Raw genomic sequence first — 15,315 nt, 5'->3', positions numbered from 1 at the left:
TATCAACAGAGTTAACCTCAAGCAACTCAGGAAATGCTGTACCGTTACTGGTCGTTACTTGTTTACGAACTGAGCAAAGCCTAGCTCATTGACTTTGTTCCAACCTCGAACAGAATCGCGGAACTGGCTCCAACTATCGTACACGTCTTTGAAAGTAGCATCGTTACTAGCGCTTTCTTCTAATAGCGCGGTAGAGGCTTCACTAGCTGCTGTCAAGATCTCATCGCTGTAGGGAGTTAACTGTGCTCCTTTAGCAACCAAACTCTCTAATGCAGCGCCGTTGAGCGCATCATATTTGGCTAGCATGTTGATGTTCGATTCGTAGGCAGCTGTCTTAAAGACCTCTTGATACTCAGCAGGTAGCGTATTCCAAGCATCCAAGTTGACTGTCGTATCTAACGTTGCTCCAGGTTCCCACCAACCAGGGTAATAGTAGTAAGTCGCCGCTTCGTTCAGTCCCAACTTTTCGTCATCATAGGGACCGACAAATTCAGCTGCGTCAATTGCGCCCCGTTCTAAAGCCAGAAAAATCTCACCACCAGGTAACACCTGTACGTTCACACCTAGCTCAGCCATTACCTTACCGCCGAATCCAGGAATCCGCATTTTCAGCCCGTTCAGGTCACTGATGGTTTGGACGTTGTTTTTAAACCAGCCGCCCATTTGCACCCCTGTGTTGCCCGCAGGAAAGCTAATTACATTGAAGTCGGCATACAGCTCGTTAATTTTGTCTAATCCCCCCCCGTGGTAGAACCAGGCATTTTGCTGCTGTGCGTTTAGCCCAAAGGGAACTGTCGTGCCAAAAGCTAAGGCCTCGTTTTTACCCACATAGTAATAGGCCGCGCTATGTCCACATTCTACAGTCCCTTCTTGAACCGCATCGAGGACTTGCAAACCAGGAACAATTTCACCAGCCGCAAACGGATCTATGGTGAAACGGCCATCAGTCAGCGCAGAGACGCGATCGCATACTGTCTGCGCACCGCCATAGATTGTATCCAAAGACTGCGGCCAGCTTGTCGCCATCCGCCACTGCACCCGAGGCAGATCGCCACTAACAGCCCCTCCACCCTGCTGCTGAGTGCAGGCAGCTAGAGCAGCCGTTCCTACAGTACTAGCACCATAGCCCAATATGCGTCTACGTCTCATGACCCTCACTCACCGCTTGGTAGCAGACCCCCTAAAGTATGCTTTTCATTAAATCATTCAGCCGCAGGAGAACGTATTGTTAGTAACAGTCAGTAACTACTTGGCCGCGTTTTTAGGGAGGCTTGTCGTTTTGGCTGGAGAAGAGGTGCTAGAATTTAGCCTTAGGGGTTTGCTCAGGCTTATCCCTATGGACATGTAGCTCAGTTGGATAGAGCATCAGATTCCGGTTCTGAGGGTCGGGGGTTCGAATCCCTCCATGTTCGTCGACTCCGTTCGTTTTAGTCGTCCTTTTCCAGTCGTTGTTAGTCCGCTGCTAGTCATCATCGCTGCGAACGGCACTGACAATCCTTGCCAGCTCGTTCTTTTCCCTAGAAGGAATTCGGCGGGCCGAGCCACTAATAATGCCTTCTAGATTACGGAATGACTCTTGAATCTGCGGACCATCTTCATTGATGATATATTCACGGATGGCTTTATCGTGCCAGGATCCGCGCATCTTGAAGACATTGATTGCCCTTGACATCTCGCCACGAACCTCTACGTATTGCAGCATCAAGATCGTGTCTGTGATCGTAGAGATGTGCGAATCGGTAATCGAATGAGAGCCCATAAACTGCTCTGTCGTATTCGTAAAAAAGCCCGTAATCTCTTCTTGCTTGGCAAAGCCCGTTACCCCAATCACAAACTGGCGAAACGCGTTGTTACTCACGCCGCGATCTAGGGCCGAGAGCGAATCAATCGCGATTCTAGACGGACGAAACTCCGCAATCTGCGACTTAATAATCTGCAAATGATCTTCCAAGCCCGCCGACTCTGGATACGCGCAGATAATTTTCAGCAGCCCTTGTCGTTCTAGCACTTCTAAGTCAATTCCCCAAGAAGAAGCATTTCTAGCAAGCTGCGATCTAGACTCTTCATAGGCAAACAAAATCGCGCGCTCACCATTCTCACAAGCGTTCGCTAAAAAGTTGCTGACTAGCAGTGTTTTACCAGTACCCGTTGCCCCCGTCGCTAGAATAATTGAATCGCGAAAAAAGCCGCCGCCGCACATCTCATCGAGCGTTTTCACCCCGGAAGACACCCGCACATTTGACGATCGCTGAGTCAATCTCATCGCTCCTAGTGGGAAGATACTGACCCCGCCATCTGTGATCGTAAATGGATACTCTCCCTTCATATGAGTTGTCCCACGCAGCTTCAAAATTTCTACCGTTCGCCGTCTGCGCTCTCCTTCTAGGGCATTACGCACGATCACGACATTATCCGAGACAAATTCTTCTACCCCAAACCGAGCCACCGGACCATACTCATCCACTCGCTCTGTCGTCATTAGAGTAGTTACATTCATTTGCTTCAGCCTCGCTACCAGCCGAAAGATCTCTCTACGAACCACCTCCGCCGCATCATACTGCTGAAATACAGCTGTCACCGAATCAATCGAAATTCGCCTTGCCTTGTACTTACGGATAGCGTACTGAATTCGCTCGATTAAAGCGGAGAGATCAAAGTTACCCACAACCTCCTGCCCTTCAGGATCAGGGCAAGCGTCCAAAATGAACAACTTACCGCTCTTGATCAAGGACTTTAAATCCCAACCAAAACTGTAGGCATTCGTCACAATATCTTCTGGAGACTCTTCGAATGTGACGAATATCCCTGGCTCATTAAAATAGGTAACACCGTGATACAAAAACTGGACAGCTAGCAACGTTTTGCCTGTTCCAGAAGTCCCACTGACCAAAGTAGAGCGACCAACAGGCAATCCACCGTGGCTGATATCATCGAACCCCTCAATCATAGTGCGAATCTTTTGCACGCCCTTGAGACGAGTCTGTGCCTTTTGATCAGATGAAGACGAAGATGAATACGAAGAGTTCATATTTGTTTTTCTAAACCGGGACATTCTTCGCAGGAAATATTAAAAGAAGTGTTGGGAAATCCTATAGAGTTCCTTAGTTGTGTATATGTTCACTGATCTCATCATAGAGAAGATCGAGACCAATCAAAACTTTTTTGCGATCTGAGAGATCGCCAATGATTTTGCGTACGGGTGGCGGTAGAACTTTAGAGAGCGTTGGTGTCGCCATAATCTTGTCTTCTTCTGCTAGCTGTGGGCTCTCTTTGACATCGATCACCTTTAGGGCATATATACCGCTGCAGCTTTCTTCCAAAATGGTTTTCAACGTCATGAGTGCTTTCTTAGAGCTAGGTGTGTTCCCATCTATATAGAGCTTGAGAATATAAGTCGGCTTCGAGGCACTCATGAGGTCTCTAAGATGAGGTGGGTGATGAAGTGGATTTCACTGGGGAAATAGTATTAATTGCCCTATCTTAAACGGGAACTTTAAAAGAGTTGCAAAAGATAAAAAAGCACATATCAATGCACATATCAATTGTTCGGACGCTGAACAAGCTGAACAAATGAAGACCAGCTATCTCTGACAGTATCTTAAGTGTGATTTTAATCTTAGTGTAATTTTATAGTGCGGTAGGTTAGGCGATCGCTACGGTTCACGTGGGATAGAGCGTCGATACATTTCGCACAGGTGGGCGATTACATCAATTAGCGTTAACCGATAGTCGATTAGCACTTCATCACTACGCCCTTCAAGTTTGAGCTGTTTGGAGAAATCTTCTATTAGCTCCATGTGTATCTCTACAAGCTTAGGCACAGACATATCTGCAAAGAAAGCAACGTTGACGAAATCATCTATCTTCTGATTGATTGATTCATCATCAGCAAAGTAATTTAGAACGATTCGCCGATAGTCCTGACGCAGCTTATCAACAAATTCTTCACGCTCTCTCGTGTTCATGTGGCGTAGAAAGTTTTGTCGATTGCGCTTGTAATACACCCCTACGTAGCCTAACCTTTCCTTTAGTTTTTCTGTCAGACGCTGCTGCTGTAGACTCAGCAAGAACAACCGCTTATCTCTATCGTGAGAGACAGCTGATTCAGCTGAGCCTATAGCGACCTGGTCTAAATCGTCTGCATTCACTTCAGTAGGCAGCTGTAGATAAGAATCTACTGCCTGATAGATTGCGTCATCCACAGCACCTAGGTTGCGAATATCAGAGGCAACAACAGCCTGATGATATGTTCGTTGTCCTTGCAAAAAGACGGCGCTATCAGATAGTTCACTATGAGTGGATGGCGCTTTTGAGCTGTACAACGCTACCGCAGGGAGCAAGATATCTTTCTCCTTTAGGTGCAATAGTACTTGAAGAGACTCCTCAGCTGATTGAATGATCAAGCAGTCAATGCGATGGCGATTGCTGACAACCCACTCTTCAAACTCCGAGGCAGACTGACTCCAACTGACCACAAATTGTTGCTGAGCGAGCAGTTGCTGCAGGGGTTCAGCCAGAGATGCAGCAGGAACGAAAACGCCAAGGAGAAATTGTGCAGGCAAAAGGGTTGCTTTATTTAGCGATTGTCAAGGATATGTGGCTGATCTCCTTAGGCACGCTTGAGAAGAGTCAACCTGATGTTTATATAGTTACTAACTGGGTGTTTGTATAGTTACTAACTGACCTACGTTTTATATCTACAGGAGTGCCTAGCCATCTTTATTAATATTTGCTGACTTTTATAAATATTTCTTAGCATCATTTCTAATAATCTATCATAAGTCCGCGTTTGACCTCGGCTGTCATACGCCAGAGTAGGTACAGAACTACTCGTTTGTAGAGATTTTACCGTGGCTGTGTTTTTGAACTTTGTTCGCGCCTATCTTACGAATGCTTGTTTGGTCTACTTATCTGCCATTCAAACTAGACATGCTCGATGCAAAGCTCGCCGAACCGACTGTACGCTACCTCCTTTAAGAAGCTGCCGTTCGCTTGCTGTGATGAGCGGATTGCTTTTTTGGCTAGCGATCGCACCGCCAACCCTTGCATCCCCTACCACTACTACCGCTGCTGCTACTGCACCTGGGCCCACTGCAGTTACTGGCGCAGTCTTATTCACAGAAAACTGCGCTGCTTGCCATGCCAATGGCGGCAATATCATCCGCCGGGGAAAGAACCTAAAGCAGCGGGCGATGAAACGCAATGGCTATGGGGACATCAGCGCGATCGTGTCCATCGTCACTCAAGGAAAAGGTATCATGCCTGCCTATGCAGAGAAGTTGAGTGCAGACGAGATTAGTGCGATCGCTCAGTACGTTCATGAGCAATCAGACGCTGGCTGGTGATTTCATCGGTTCAGTCAACGTGACCTAGGATATAGGAGACTGTTCTTAGCCGGGTGACTAAGCGCAGTCGAAGTTACGCACTAAAATGTTACGCACTAAAATACTTCGCCGCCTCGTGATATGCCACAATCGCCGTCGTCGACTGCTCTGGATAGAGCTGCTCACTCTCATCCATATGCATGCCAATCTTCTCTACTTCTAACAGATTGAGCTGCTTCGGCTGATCTTGCATATTGGGACAGGCTGGATAGCCAAAGCTATAGCGCGACCCCTGATAGCGCTGCGCCAAAATATTCCGAATTCCCTCCGGCTCCTGGTCACCATAGCCCAGCTCGATCCGAATCCTCTGGTGGGCCCACTCCGCTAGCGCCTCCGCCATCTGCACAGCCAGACCGTGATAATAGAGATAGTTTGTATAGTCATCTGCCGCAAATAGCTTGGCTGCATACTCAGTGGCAATATCGCCCATCGTCACCGCCTGCATTGGAAACACGTCGTACTCCCCTGGCTTCGCTTTATCTTTTGGCAAAAAGAAGTCCGCGATACATAGCCGCCGCATTGAGCGCTGACGCGGAAACTCAAACGAAGTCACAGGTTCACTAGGTTCTCCTTTTTGTGCCGCCTGCCAATCATAGACATACAGCGTATTCCCCTCAGCCAAGCAGGGAAAATAGCCATACATCAGCTTCGGCTCTAGCAGCTTTTCTTCTACTATTCGCTGTTTCCATTCAGCCAAAATCGGATCTACCTTTTCCGCAAGAAAGGCATCATATTCTTCGCGGGACTGGCCTTTTGGCTTGCGGAACTGCCACTGCCCTGCCACCAGCGCCTGCATGTCTAAATAATCAAACAGATCTTCTAGCGGAATATCTTCAGGGCCAAGCTGCTTCGGGCCCCAAAAAGGTGGCTGAGGCCGGTCGATATCCACGGCTACATCGTCAGAGCGGCGCGTGTCGATAACTATTGGCAGATTAGAAACTTCTTCTGGCTCAGTAGCGTGATTGATAGCGACTTTCTTAGCCACTTGGCTCATCGGATGATCGCTCGCGAAACCCTTCAAGTTGTCCCACTGGTTAGCCTTCTTTGCGGGCATCAGCGCGTCCATAAAGTGCAAATCTGCAAAGGCATCTTTACCGTAGATTACCTGACCGTTGTAGGTGTTCTGACAGTCCTCATTTACAAACTTTGGCGTCAGCGCTGCTCCGCCTAGAATCACGGGCACTTCAATACCATGCTCGTTAAAGGTCTTCAGATTCTCTTTCATAAAGGCCGTCGATTTCACCAGCAGGCCGCTCATCGCAATGCAGTCTGCCTGATGCTCTTTGTAGGCCGAGATAATGTTGTCTACTGGCTGCTTAATACCAATATTCACGACTCGGTAACCGTTGTTAGACAAAATAATGTCTACCAGGTTCTTGCCAATATCATGCACGTCGCCTTTTACCGTGGCGATCACCACCGTGCCCTTACCACTCGTATCGGAGTCTTCCTTATCCATGAATGGCTCTAGGTAGGCCACTGCTGCCTTCATCGTCTGCGCCGACTGCAGCACAAACGGTAGCTGCATTTGCCCGGAGCCAAACAGCTCGCCAACGACCTTCATCCCGTCTAGCAAAAAGGTATTGACAATCTCTAACGGCGGATACTGCTCCAAGGCTTTCGCAAGCTGATCTTCTAAACCAATCCGCTCACCATCGATGATGTGGCGCTTTAGCTTCTCTTCTAGCGGCAGATCTTCACTCAAGGTGGTACGTAGCTGCTTGGAGCTTTTGCCTGTAAAGGCAGTCGTCAGCTCGCCGAGCGGATCATAGGTACACACATCACCGTCAAATTCACGGCGATCGTAGATTAAGTCCAGGCAGATCTTTTGATGCTCCGGTTCAATCTTGGATAGCGGTAAGATTTTGCTGGCGCTGACGATCGCACCGTCCATACCCACCTTCATAGCTTCAGACAGAAACATTGAGTTCAAGACAACCCGCGCCGCTGGGTTCAAACCAAATGAGGCGTTAGAAACGCCGAGCATAATGTGACAGCCGGGCAGGTTGTCGCGAATCATCTCAATCGCGGCGATGGTCTCTTTGGCATTCACCCGGTCTTCTTCAATGCCGGTCGAAATCGGCAGCACCAGGGTGTCAAAGAACAGCTCGTAGGGGGGGAAACCGTATTCCACCGCATCTCGGTAGGCTCTTTGGGCGATCGCAAACTTTTTCTGGGCCGTCCGCGCCATCCCATCTTCATCAATGCAGCCAATCACTACGCCTGCCCCGTAGCGCTTTGCCAGCTCCAACACCTTAAAGAAGCGCTCGTTGCCATCTTCATAGTTAGTCGAGTTCAAGATGCACTTGCCGCCCGCCACCTTCAGGCCCGCTTCCATCTTTTCCCACTCAGTCGAGTCCAGCATCAGCGGCAGCGTTGCATTCGTCACCAGCCGAGACACCAGCTCTCGCATATCGCGCTCACCATCGCGCCCCACATAGTCCACGTTCACATCCAAGACATGAGCGCCCTCTTTAATCTGAGACTTTGCTAACGCGACAAGTCCATCCCAATCTTCCGCGTTGAGCATCTCGCGGCACTTTTTCGAGCCGCTGGCGTTCAACCGCTCGCCCACGATCAAAAATGAATTGTCCTGTTCATAGGGCTGTGGGCTGTAGATAGAAGCCGCCGCCGGCATGTAAGGTAGCTCGCCGTAAGGGGGCAGTTCGCCTCTTTCCCCAATCGGCCTTGGCTTCGGCGTCAGGTCTTTCGAGAGATCGGCAAGCTGTTCGATATGATCGGGCCGCGTGCCACAGCAGCCGCCAATGATCTGCACGCCCAAATCTTCGACAAAATGCATCAACGCCATCCGTAGTTCCATTGGCGTCAGGCGATAGTGGGCTTGACCGCCAACGTTCTCCGGCAAGCCCGCATTCGGCACACAGGAAATAATAAAAGGCGAATTCTCCGACAGATACTTAATGTGCTCCTTCATCTCGGCTGGGCCCGTGGCACAGTTCAAGCCCAAAATATCAATGCCAAAGGGCTCTAGGATGGTCAGCGCTGCGCCGATCTCAGAGCCAACTAGCATCGTGCCCTGCTGTTCTACCGTGACCGAAACCATCAGCGGCAGGCGATCGCCCTTCTTCTCAAAAATCTCTTCGATTGCAATCAGTGCCGCCTTCACCTGCAAAACATCCTGACAAGTCTCCACCAGCATCAGGTCGACGCCACCGTCGTAAAGCCCTTCCACCTGCTCTAGATAAGCATCCTTCAGCGTGTCGAAATCCACATGGCCCAACGTTGGCAGCTTCGTCCCTGGCCCAATCGAACCCGCCACGAAGCGAGGCTTTCCCGGCGTAGAATACTCGTCCGCAGCCTTTCTAGCTATCTCAGCAGCTTTTTTGTTCAGCTCGTAAGCTTTATCAGCTAAGTCGTATTCTGCTAAGACCAGCGCCGTTCCACCGAAGGTGTCAGTTTCAATCACATCCGCACCGACAGCCAAAAAGCCGCGATGTACTTTATCGACAGCTTCCGGCTTGGTCTCGACTAGATATTCATTGCAGCCTTCGTATTCAGGTCCGCCAAAGTCTGCCGCTGTCAGCCCCTGCATTTGCAGTGAGGTTCCCATCGCACCATCGAACACTAAGACAGGGCGTTCAGGGCTCTTTAGGCGGTCTAAAAACAGACTTTTCATAGTGGCACTTGCTATAGGAGCTAGGATGTGGTGATAAACCAATATAAAGCTTCTATTATTATTACTAGAAATCCTTGGTCGTTAAACCTAGCGCTATAAGCGCAATCGAGCTTCAAGCATCAACTTCTCTCATACGTTCTTTTGAGACTTCTCTGCCTTCTCTACAGACTGTTTGCTTATGGCTATTGATACTTTGGACATCGCAACTACCCCTGCCCCAGTTCTAAATCCTGGCATGCTGCGCGGTGTTCACCACATCGCGCTTAACGTCAAAGATATGCAGGCCTCCTGCCATTTCTATGGCAACGTTCTTGGTTTGCACAAGCTAGTGGGGAATGAAGTCCCGAAAACCCTAGTTCAGCTGGTCGCTGAAGGCAAAGTTACCAACTTCAGGACGCCCGATGGCACTATCCTCGATCTCTTTTGGGAACCTGAATTTAGCCCTGCTGATCCTGACCCAACGAAAGGGTTTACTCGCGCCGATCATCTTGCCTTTGATATTGCGCCTAACCAGATGGAGAACGCGATCGCCTGTCTTACCGCCGCCCAAATAGAATTCAAAGGCCCGATCATTCGACCGACGGGCAAAGGCATCTACTTCTACGACCCAGATGGCTTCACGATTGAAGTTCGTTGTGACCCAGTGATAGAAGGTGAATAGTGAATGATGCAGGGCGACTGCATGATCGGCTAGATCAATCTACCGTGCCGTTAGTCGATGCTTTGCAGCACTGCGCCAATCGAGAAAATGCAGCCTTCTACACTCCCGGACACAAACGCGGTCAAGGGATTACTCACCGACACAAACAGCTCTTTGGCAAGACAGTCTTCCGGGCTGATCTGCCCGAGCTGCCCGAGCTAGACAATCTTTTCGCTCCTGAAGGCGTCATTCTCCAGGCTCAACAGCTCGCCGCTGCCGCCTTTGGCGCAGAGCAGACGTGGTTTATAGCCAATGGGTCAACCTGCGGCGTCGAAGCCGCTATTCTTGCTACCTGTGGCCCTAGCGACAAACTGGTCTTGCCGCGTAACGTTCATAGCTCTGCAGTCTCTGGCCTGATTCTATCCGGCGCAGTACCTGTCTTCATACAGCCGACTTACAGCCCCGAATGGGATATTTCGCTAGATATCTCACCGGACAAGATTGAAGCAGCGCTAGCTGAGCACCCCGATGCTAAAGCTGTTTTAGTGGTCTCGCCAACCTATCAGGGCATTTGTTCGAACCTGAGCATCATCGCGCAGATAGCTCATAGCCATAGGGTCCCTTTAATCGTCGACGAAGCTCATGGGGCCCATTTTGCCTTTCACCCTGACTTACCCGCCTGTGCCCTATCGGCAGGCGCTGATATCGCTATTCAATCCACACACAAAGTTCTCAGCGCTTTCACGCAGGCGTCAATGCTGCATCTTCAGGGCGATCGCATCAATAGAACTCGTCTTTCCCAATCCTTACAGCTCACCCAGTCCACTAGTCCTAGCTATCTACTATTAGGATCTCTAGACGCTGCTCGCTATCAGATGGCTACAGCTGGCGAGACCCTGATGTCCAAGACGCTAGGGATAGCAAACCAGGCTCGCCAAGCAGTTCAACAGTTGTCTAAATTGAAAGTTCTCGATTCAGATGATCGCACCCGCCTCAGTCTAAACGTTTCTTCCTTAGGCATCACTGGCTTCGATGCCGACGAATTCCTCCATACAGAATGCGACATCACCTGCGAACTACCGACCCTTCATACCCTTACCTTCATCATCTCGCTAGGGAACACCCGGTCGGATATCCATCAACTCGTTAAAGGGCTGGCAAAACTGAGCGAACATCCGCACCGCTCGTCTGCACCCGACCAAATCAAGATCGACTTCCCCCGTTCTCACATCTCCATTTCCCCGCTCAGCCCACGCCAAGCGTTTTTTGCACCTAGAGCGCCGCTTCCCCTAAAAAAAGCCATTGGCCAAACCTGCGCCGAAACCATTACGACTTATCCGCCTGGCATTCCTGTACTCCTACCTGGCGAAACCATTACTGCTAGCGCGATTGACTACCTTCAGGCCACCCATAAAGCAGGCGGCATTGTCACCGGTAATAGCGATCCAACGCTTGCAACCCTGCTGACCATCACAGACTAACTCAGCTAATCTGCTACCATTCAGCCAACCCTTCGCTTGCCATCTCGTATGTCTGAACTCTGGCCCTACGTCACCCCCGGCATTCCCGACCAGCTATTTCAGCAGCTTCCTGGCATTCCCCTGACAAAGCGAGAAGTTCGCCTGCTAGTGATTGGCTACTTGAGACTAAAGCCTGATGCTTATCTCTGGGATATTGGTGCGGGGACAGGAACGATTGCCATCGAAGCGGCTCTGCTATGTCCAAAAGGAACCATGACGGCAGTCGAACGAGATGAAGAAGTTGCCAAACTCATTAAAACAAACTGCGATCGCTTTGCGATTACCAACATAGAAGTCATATCTGGCAATGCCCCCGAATGCCTCCATCACATCAAAGACCAGCCCAACTGCATCTTGATTGAAGGCGCACCCCTTCGAACGACACTCGAAACCGTGTGGCAAAAGCTTGCGCACAACGGTCGGATTGTGGTTACCGCAAATAATCTCGAAGCGCTCTATGCTGCCTCCGAGACCTTCGCCAAGTTGCAAGTCCGTAACATTGAGGTTGCCCAGCCTAACGTCAACCGTTTAGAAACGAAAGGCAATCGGCAAGTCTTCGCAGGCCTCGATCCGATCTTCATTATCAGCGGCGACAAACTTGAATAGGCAGAGAACGCCCAACAATCAAGTTAGACTTAGCTGTATAGATCAATCCATATGGATCAATCAATCTCGATTAATACCTCTCTCGTTTCGCAACTGCGTACCTGTGAGACTGCCGTTCACCTGAGTTAACACGTCTATGCCGTGGGTTCGCATTGCCAGTGGAATTGTCGCGATCGCCATCGCCGTCGCCCTGATTATCTTAGGCGGATGGTACTTTACCTTTGGATTTGGCATCATCGTCTATCTTGGGCAGCTAGAAGTCTTTGGGCTAGTTCGCGCCAAAGGTATCAACCCTGCAGCCAAAACGACGCTGATAGTCAGTCAGATATTGCTAGTCAGCGCTCACATCTCTCCCCCGGTTGCGGATGCGACACTTGCTCTAGCGGGCACCTGCATTTGCTTCTATCTTCTCTTCCAACCTAAGTTCGCTACGATTGCTGACGTTGCGGCCTCCATTCTGGCTCTCTTTTATGGCGGCTATCTACCTACCTACTGGATTCGATTACGGGACTTGGGCGCTGAAGCAACGATCAATCTTCCTTTCGGTGGGTATTTCCCCAAAATCTTCAGCTGGTCCAATCTCCCTACCGGGCTGACTATCACCTTCATTGCCTTTGGTTGTATCTGGGCCGCAGATATTGGAGCCTACGCCTTTGGCCGGGCCTTCGGCCGCACACCGCTCTCCAGTATTAGCCCGAAGAAAACGGTAGAGGGCGCTATCTTTGGCATTGGCGCTAGCGTCAGCGTCGGTATCGTCGGCGCCTGGTCGCTTGGCTGGTCGATTTGGTGGCTTACAGGAACAGCCCTCGGGACTATTATCGGTATTTCTAGCTTGCTTGGCGATCTCACCGAATCTCTGATGAAACGCGATGCTGGCGTCAAAGATTCAGGTACCTTGATTCCTGGACACGGGGGCATCCTTGATCGAACAGATAGCTATGTCTTTACTGCACCACTGGTCTACTACCTAGTCATTTATCTTCTCCCACTGCTGAGTCATTATCAGCCATAGCAGAAAGCTGTAGAAAGTTTCAGAAAGCTTAGGGTCTTATGGTTAATTGACCTTCGCAAACTAACTGAGTCGTCTGCAAATCTAGCTGTGTTAGCTGAGTGTCTTCTCCTAAATTCCAACAGAAATCAGAGAGTGCCGAAACCGGCTCCCCTTGCGTGATATCAGAGAGCATCGCAGTATCACTTAACCAGTGGGGCGATGCTAGCTGTAGAAAGTGGCTTGAAACGACAGACAGCTCTACGCCTAAGATAATCGGCTGTTTGTCAATTTGGCCCTGGCTATATGGATAGAAGCTAAGGGCCAAACAGCCATTGCCTAATTCAATGCGAGGGGTATATAGCTCGGTATCCGGCTGGAGCGATCGCATGCCATAGCGCTTCTCCACGGCCTTAGCGAACTCTGGGAGTTGGATCAGCGATCGCCAAAAGTCAGCTAGCCCTGCAGCCAGCAAAGGGGAAGAGGCCGAAGCAGCAACGTCTGCCGCACTTAGGCACACTTGTCCCTCCACCGGAAATTGTTTCATCAGCCGTAGCGGCTTCCCTCTAACGACCTGACCTAAATTGATCCGAATCTCCTTAGCTGCTAGCTGCACTTTAGATAGCTGCAAGCCTTTATAGACAACCTGCTTAGCAAAAACAGAGACGCCAGGAATATAGCCGGAAATCAACTGGCGATCACGGCCTTCTAAATCAATCATCAACGAATCTACCTGTTCCACCTGGCTCTGCAACCACAGTTGCACCGCCCCCGGCAAGATTCGCCCAATAATGTGGCCCCTCCGCGCCCCCTTCTCTGTAGAGTCAGAGTCAGAACTAGCCACAGTCGTACACGTGTTTAACAGCCTTCATTGTCAGTTCCAAATCATTTCAAACTATCGATTTCAAACCATCATAAGTGAGCTAGGTCTCGAACGTATCTCAATAGCCGATGCCATCGAGATATCCAATATATAATGTCATGAATACATGACTTTTTGATCCCATCTGATCCCATAACATAGGGATCACAGCCTCTCAAGACAAAATATTGTTAGATGCCGCGATCCCCAAAGCAATATTTGCTCTATTATTAAGCTACTGAAACAAAAGCGATCCCCCGATTGCTAATTTTGGGATCACTTTTGGATAAAAATGAGGATTAATATGATCATGTCAACACCAGTTCCTGATATTCCATTAGAAGAAATGACCCTTCGTCAGCTACGTAGAGTTGCTAGCGAATACGAAGTTTCTAGATATAGCCGGATGCGAAAAGTAGAGCTCGTGGCTGCCATCCAGCAAAAGCAGGTTGAAGCTGGAGTTCGTAACGTACCAACCACCACCACCGAACCGATCACCGGACAAGTCGCTGTCGAAGCTGCCAGATTCTCGAGTGGCGCTGAAGCTGCGGGTAGTACATCGACAGCCGTGGCGACTCGTAACCTTAGCATGGAACATCTAGCCAACGTCGATGACGGCTTAGGTGATCTGCCAGACGGCTATGGGGAAAGCCGAATTGTTTTGCTTCCTCGTGATCCACAGTGGGCATATGCATACTGGGATATTCCGAACGAGCACAAACAGGAGCTGCGTAACCAGGGTGGTAGACGTCTGGCTCTGCGCTTTTACGATGTCACCGATATCGACATCAACACTCAAAGACCCCACAGCCTCCAACAATACGAGTGTGGCGAGATTGCCCGCGAATGGTATTTGCCTATTCCAGTGAGCGATCGCGACTACGCTATCGAAGTAGGCTACATCTGTGACGATGGCCGATGGCTGATGCTCTCACGCTCAGCTGTGGTTCGCATTCCACCTGTCTATCCATCTGATTGGATTGAAGATAAGTTCGTTACTGTTAGCTGGGATCAAGACCTGCGCGGCCGCAGCGTTGCCCAGATGGTTTCACCCAGCCAAAAAGCAGCCACAGCGGCTGGTAAGGCAGGTTATCGGACAGGAGAGAATCCGCTATACGACGATATCTTCGCAAAAGCCCAGTCCGCAGAAGCGATGCGCCTAGCAGGCTCGCTCTTTGGCTCCATGCATCAAGTTCCAGAACAGTCAGTTAGCTCCTATGTCTTTCCATCTGGAGCGGGGCTTTGGGCGCTCCCTACAGCCTCTGGAATCAACATGTCTGGTGCCGGTATGTTCCCTTCCGCGCCGCCTGCAAAGTCTCGTAAATTCTGGCTGATTGCGGATGCGGAGCTCATTGTCTATGGGGCGACTGAGCCTGATGCTACGGTCACTATCGATGGTAAAGAGATTGAGCTAGAGCCTGATGGCACCTTCCGCTTCCACATGTCCTTTCAAGACGGCATGATCCGCTATCCTATCGTGGCAGTTGCTAAAGACGGTGAACAATCTCGATCTATCCACATGGACTTTGAGAGAGAAACGCTCTCTCGTAACACTAATACCAAAGCAGAAGCGGTAGAAGAGTGGTTCGCTTAAGATCTAACTTTTAAGTTGCGTTGTCACGCTAGGTAAGGCCTAGATAGCAGGCAACGACCCAAGCAAAGTAGGAAGAAAGGAGAA

The 15,315-nt window shown here is 49.9% G+C and carries 12 protein-coding genes and 1 tRNA gene; 7 read left to right on the top strand and 6 right to left on the bottom strand.

Going from position 1 to position 15,315, the window contains the following annotated elements:
- Window positions 1–54: 54 nt before the first annotated feature.
- Entirely contained in the window at window positions 55–1,149 is a 1,095-nt protein-coding gene (locus S7335_RS05950; RefSeq protein ID WP_038015733.1) for a TRAP transporter substrate-binding protein, read from the bottom strand.
- Between the two features lie 189 nt (window positions 1,150–1,338).
- Here S7335_RS05950 and S7335_RS05945 point away from each other — a divergent pair.
- Window positions 1,339–1,412 (top strand) — tRNA-Arg (locus tag S7335_RS05945).
- A gap of 50 nt (window positions 1,413–1,462) precedes the next feature.
- On the opposite strand, the gene kaiC is transcribed toward S7335_RS05945, so the two are convergent.
- The 3 genes from kaiC to S7335_RS05930 all read right to left on the bottom strand — a co-directional run bounded on the left by kaiC (window position 1,463) and on the right by S7335_RS05930 (window position 4,562).
- A complete protein-coding gene (gene kaiC, locus S7335_RS05940) occupies window positions 1,463–3,028 on the bottom strand; it encodes a circadian clock protein KaiC (RefSeq protein WP_006454882.1) in 1,566 nt (521 codons plus the stop codon).
- Window positions 3,029–3,101: 73 nt separating this feature from the next.
- Window positions 3,102–3,413 (bottom strand): circadian clock protein KaiB, encoded by a 312-nt coding sequence (kaiB, locus tag S7335_RS05935; RefSeq protein ID WP_006454593.1) that lies wholly within the window; start codon window positions 3,411–3,413, stop codon window positions 3,102–3,104.
- A 240-nt stretch (window positions 3,414–3,653) separates the two neighbouring features.
- On the bottom strand, window positions 3,654–4,562 hold the full coding sequence (locus S7335_RS05930; protein WP_006453382.1) for a circadian clock protein KaiA: 909 nt from the start codon (window positions 4,560–4,562) through the stop codon (window positions 3,654–3,656).
- Window positions 4,563–4,850: 288 nt separating this feature from the next.
- Between S7335_RS05930 and S7335_RS05925 the strand changes: the two genes are divergently transcribed.
- Window positions 4,851–5,345, top strand: a complete 495-nt coding sequence (locus S7335_RS05925) for a c-type cytochrome (RefSeq protein WP_006455004.1) — start codon at window positions 4,851–4,853, stop codon at window positions 5,343–5,345.
- Window positions 5,346–5,433: 88 nt separating this feature from the next.
- On the opposite strand, the gene metH is transcribed toward S7335_RS05925, so the two are convergent.
- Window positions 5,434–9,021 carry a methionine synthase gene (gene metH, locus S7335_RS05920; RefSeq protein ID WP_006456704.1) on the bottom strand — a complete coding sequence of 1,196 codons (3,588 nt, stop codon included), beginning with the start codon at window positions 9,019–9,021 and terminating at the stop codon, window positions 5,434–5,436.
- A gap of 178 nt (window positions 9,022–9,199) precedes the next feature.
- On the opposite strand from metH, the gene S7335_RS05915 reads away from it, so the two are divergent.
- From S7335_RS05915 to S7335_RS05900, 4 genes are all read left to right on the top strand, one after another.
- Entirely contained in the window at window positions 9,200–9,682 is a 483-nt protein-coding gene (locus tag S7335_RS05915; protein ID WP_006454107.1) for a VOC family protein, read from the top strand.
- On the top strand, window positions 9,682–11,142 hold the full coding sequence (locus tag S7335_RS05910) for an aminotransferase class I/II-fold pyridoxal phosphate-dependent enzyme (RefSeq protein ID WP_006454315.1): 1,461 nt from the start codon (window positions 9,682–9,684) through the stop codon (window positions 11,140–11,142). The genes S7335_RS05915 and S7335_RS05910 overlap by 1 nt, the downstream gene beginning before the upstream one ends.
- A gap of 48 nt (window positions 11,143–11,190) precedes the next feature.
- Entirely contained in the window at window positions 11,191–11,787 is a 597-nt protein-coding gene (gene cbiT, locus S7335_RS05905; protein ID WP_006455775.1) for a precorrin-6Y C5,15-methyltransferase subunit CbiT, read from the top strand.
- Between the two features lie 136 nt (window positions 11,788–11,923).
- Window positions 11,924–12,799 carry a phosphatidate cytidylyltransferase gene (locus tag S7335_RS05900; RefSeq protein WP_006455874.1) on the top strand — a complete coding sequence of 292 codons (876 nt, stop codon included), beginning with the start codon at window positions 11,924–11,926 and terminating at the stop codon, window positions 12,797–12,799.
- A gap of 28 nt (window positions 12,800–12,827) precedes the next feature.
- Here the strand turns inward: S7335_RS05900 and S7335_RS25760 are convergent, their stop codons facing one another.
- Window positions 12,828–13,619: a DUF2993 domain-containing protein gene (locus S7335_RS25760; protein WP_050765783.1), complete on the bottom strand. Its 792-nt coding sequence runs from the start codon at window positions 13,617–13,619 to the stop codon at window positions 12,828–12,830.
- A gap of 322 nt (window positions 13,620–13,941) precedes the next feature.
- On the opposite strand from S7335_RS25760, the gene S7335_RS05890 reads away from it, so the two are divergent.
- Window positions 13,942–15,231 (top strand): DUF4912 domain-containing protein, encoded by a 1,290-nt coding sequence (locus S7335_RS05890; protein ID WP_006455148.1) that lies wholly within the window; start codon window positions 13,942–13,944, stop codon window positions 15,229–15,231.
- Window positions 15,232–15,315 lie beyond the last annotated feature (84 nt).

The organism is Synechococcus sp. PCC 7335 (assembly GCF_000155595.1).
Classification (GTDB): Bacteria; Cyanobacteriota; Cyanobacteriia; order Phormidesmidales; family Phormidesmidaceae; genus Phormidesmis.
Note: the sequence above shows the minus strand (reverse complement) of the source record. Positions and strands in the feature narration are given on the sequence as shown.

Bases quoted from the DNA above. Each gene is read 5' to 3' on its own strand.
- S7335_RS05950 (WP_038015733.1), bottom strand. From the start codon at position 1,149: ATGAGACGTAGACGCATATTGGGCTATGGTGCTAGTACTGTAGGAACG.
- kaiC (WP_006454882.1), bottom strand. From the start codon at position 3,028: ATGAACTCTTCGTATTCATCTTCGTCTTCATCTGATCAAAAGGCACAG.
- kaiB (WP_006454593.1), bottom strand. From the start codon at position 3,413: ATGAGTGCCTCGAAGCCGACTTATATTCTCAAGCTCTATATAGATGGG.
- metH (WP_006456704.1), bottom strand. From the start codon at position 9,021: ATGAAAAGTCTGTTTTTAGACCGCCTAAAGAGCCCTGAACGCCCTGTC.
- S7335_RS05915 (WP_006454107.1), top strand. From the start codon at position 9,200: ATGGCTATTGATACTTTGGACATCGCAACTACCCCTGCCCCAGTTCTA.
- cbiT (WP_006455775.1), top strand. From the start codon at position 11,191: ATGTCTGAACTCTGGCCCTACGTCACCCCCGGCATTCCCGACCAGCTA.
- S7335_RS05900 (WP_006455874.1), top strand. From the start codon at position 11,924: ATGCCGTGGGTTCGCATTGCCAGTGGAATTGTCGCGATCGCCATCGCC.
- S7335_RS05890 (WP_006455148.1), top strand. From the start codon at position 13,942: ATGATCATGTCAACACCAGTTCCTGATATTCCATTAGAAGAAATGACC.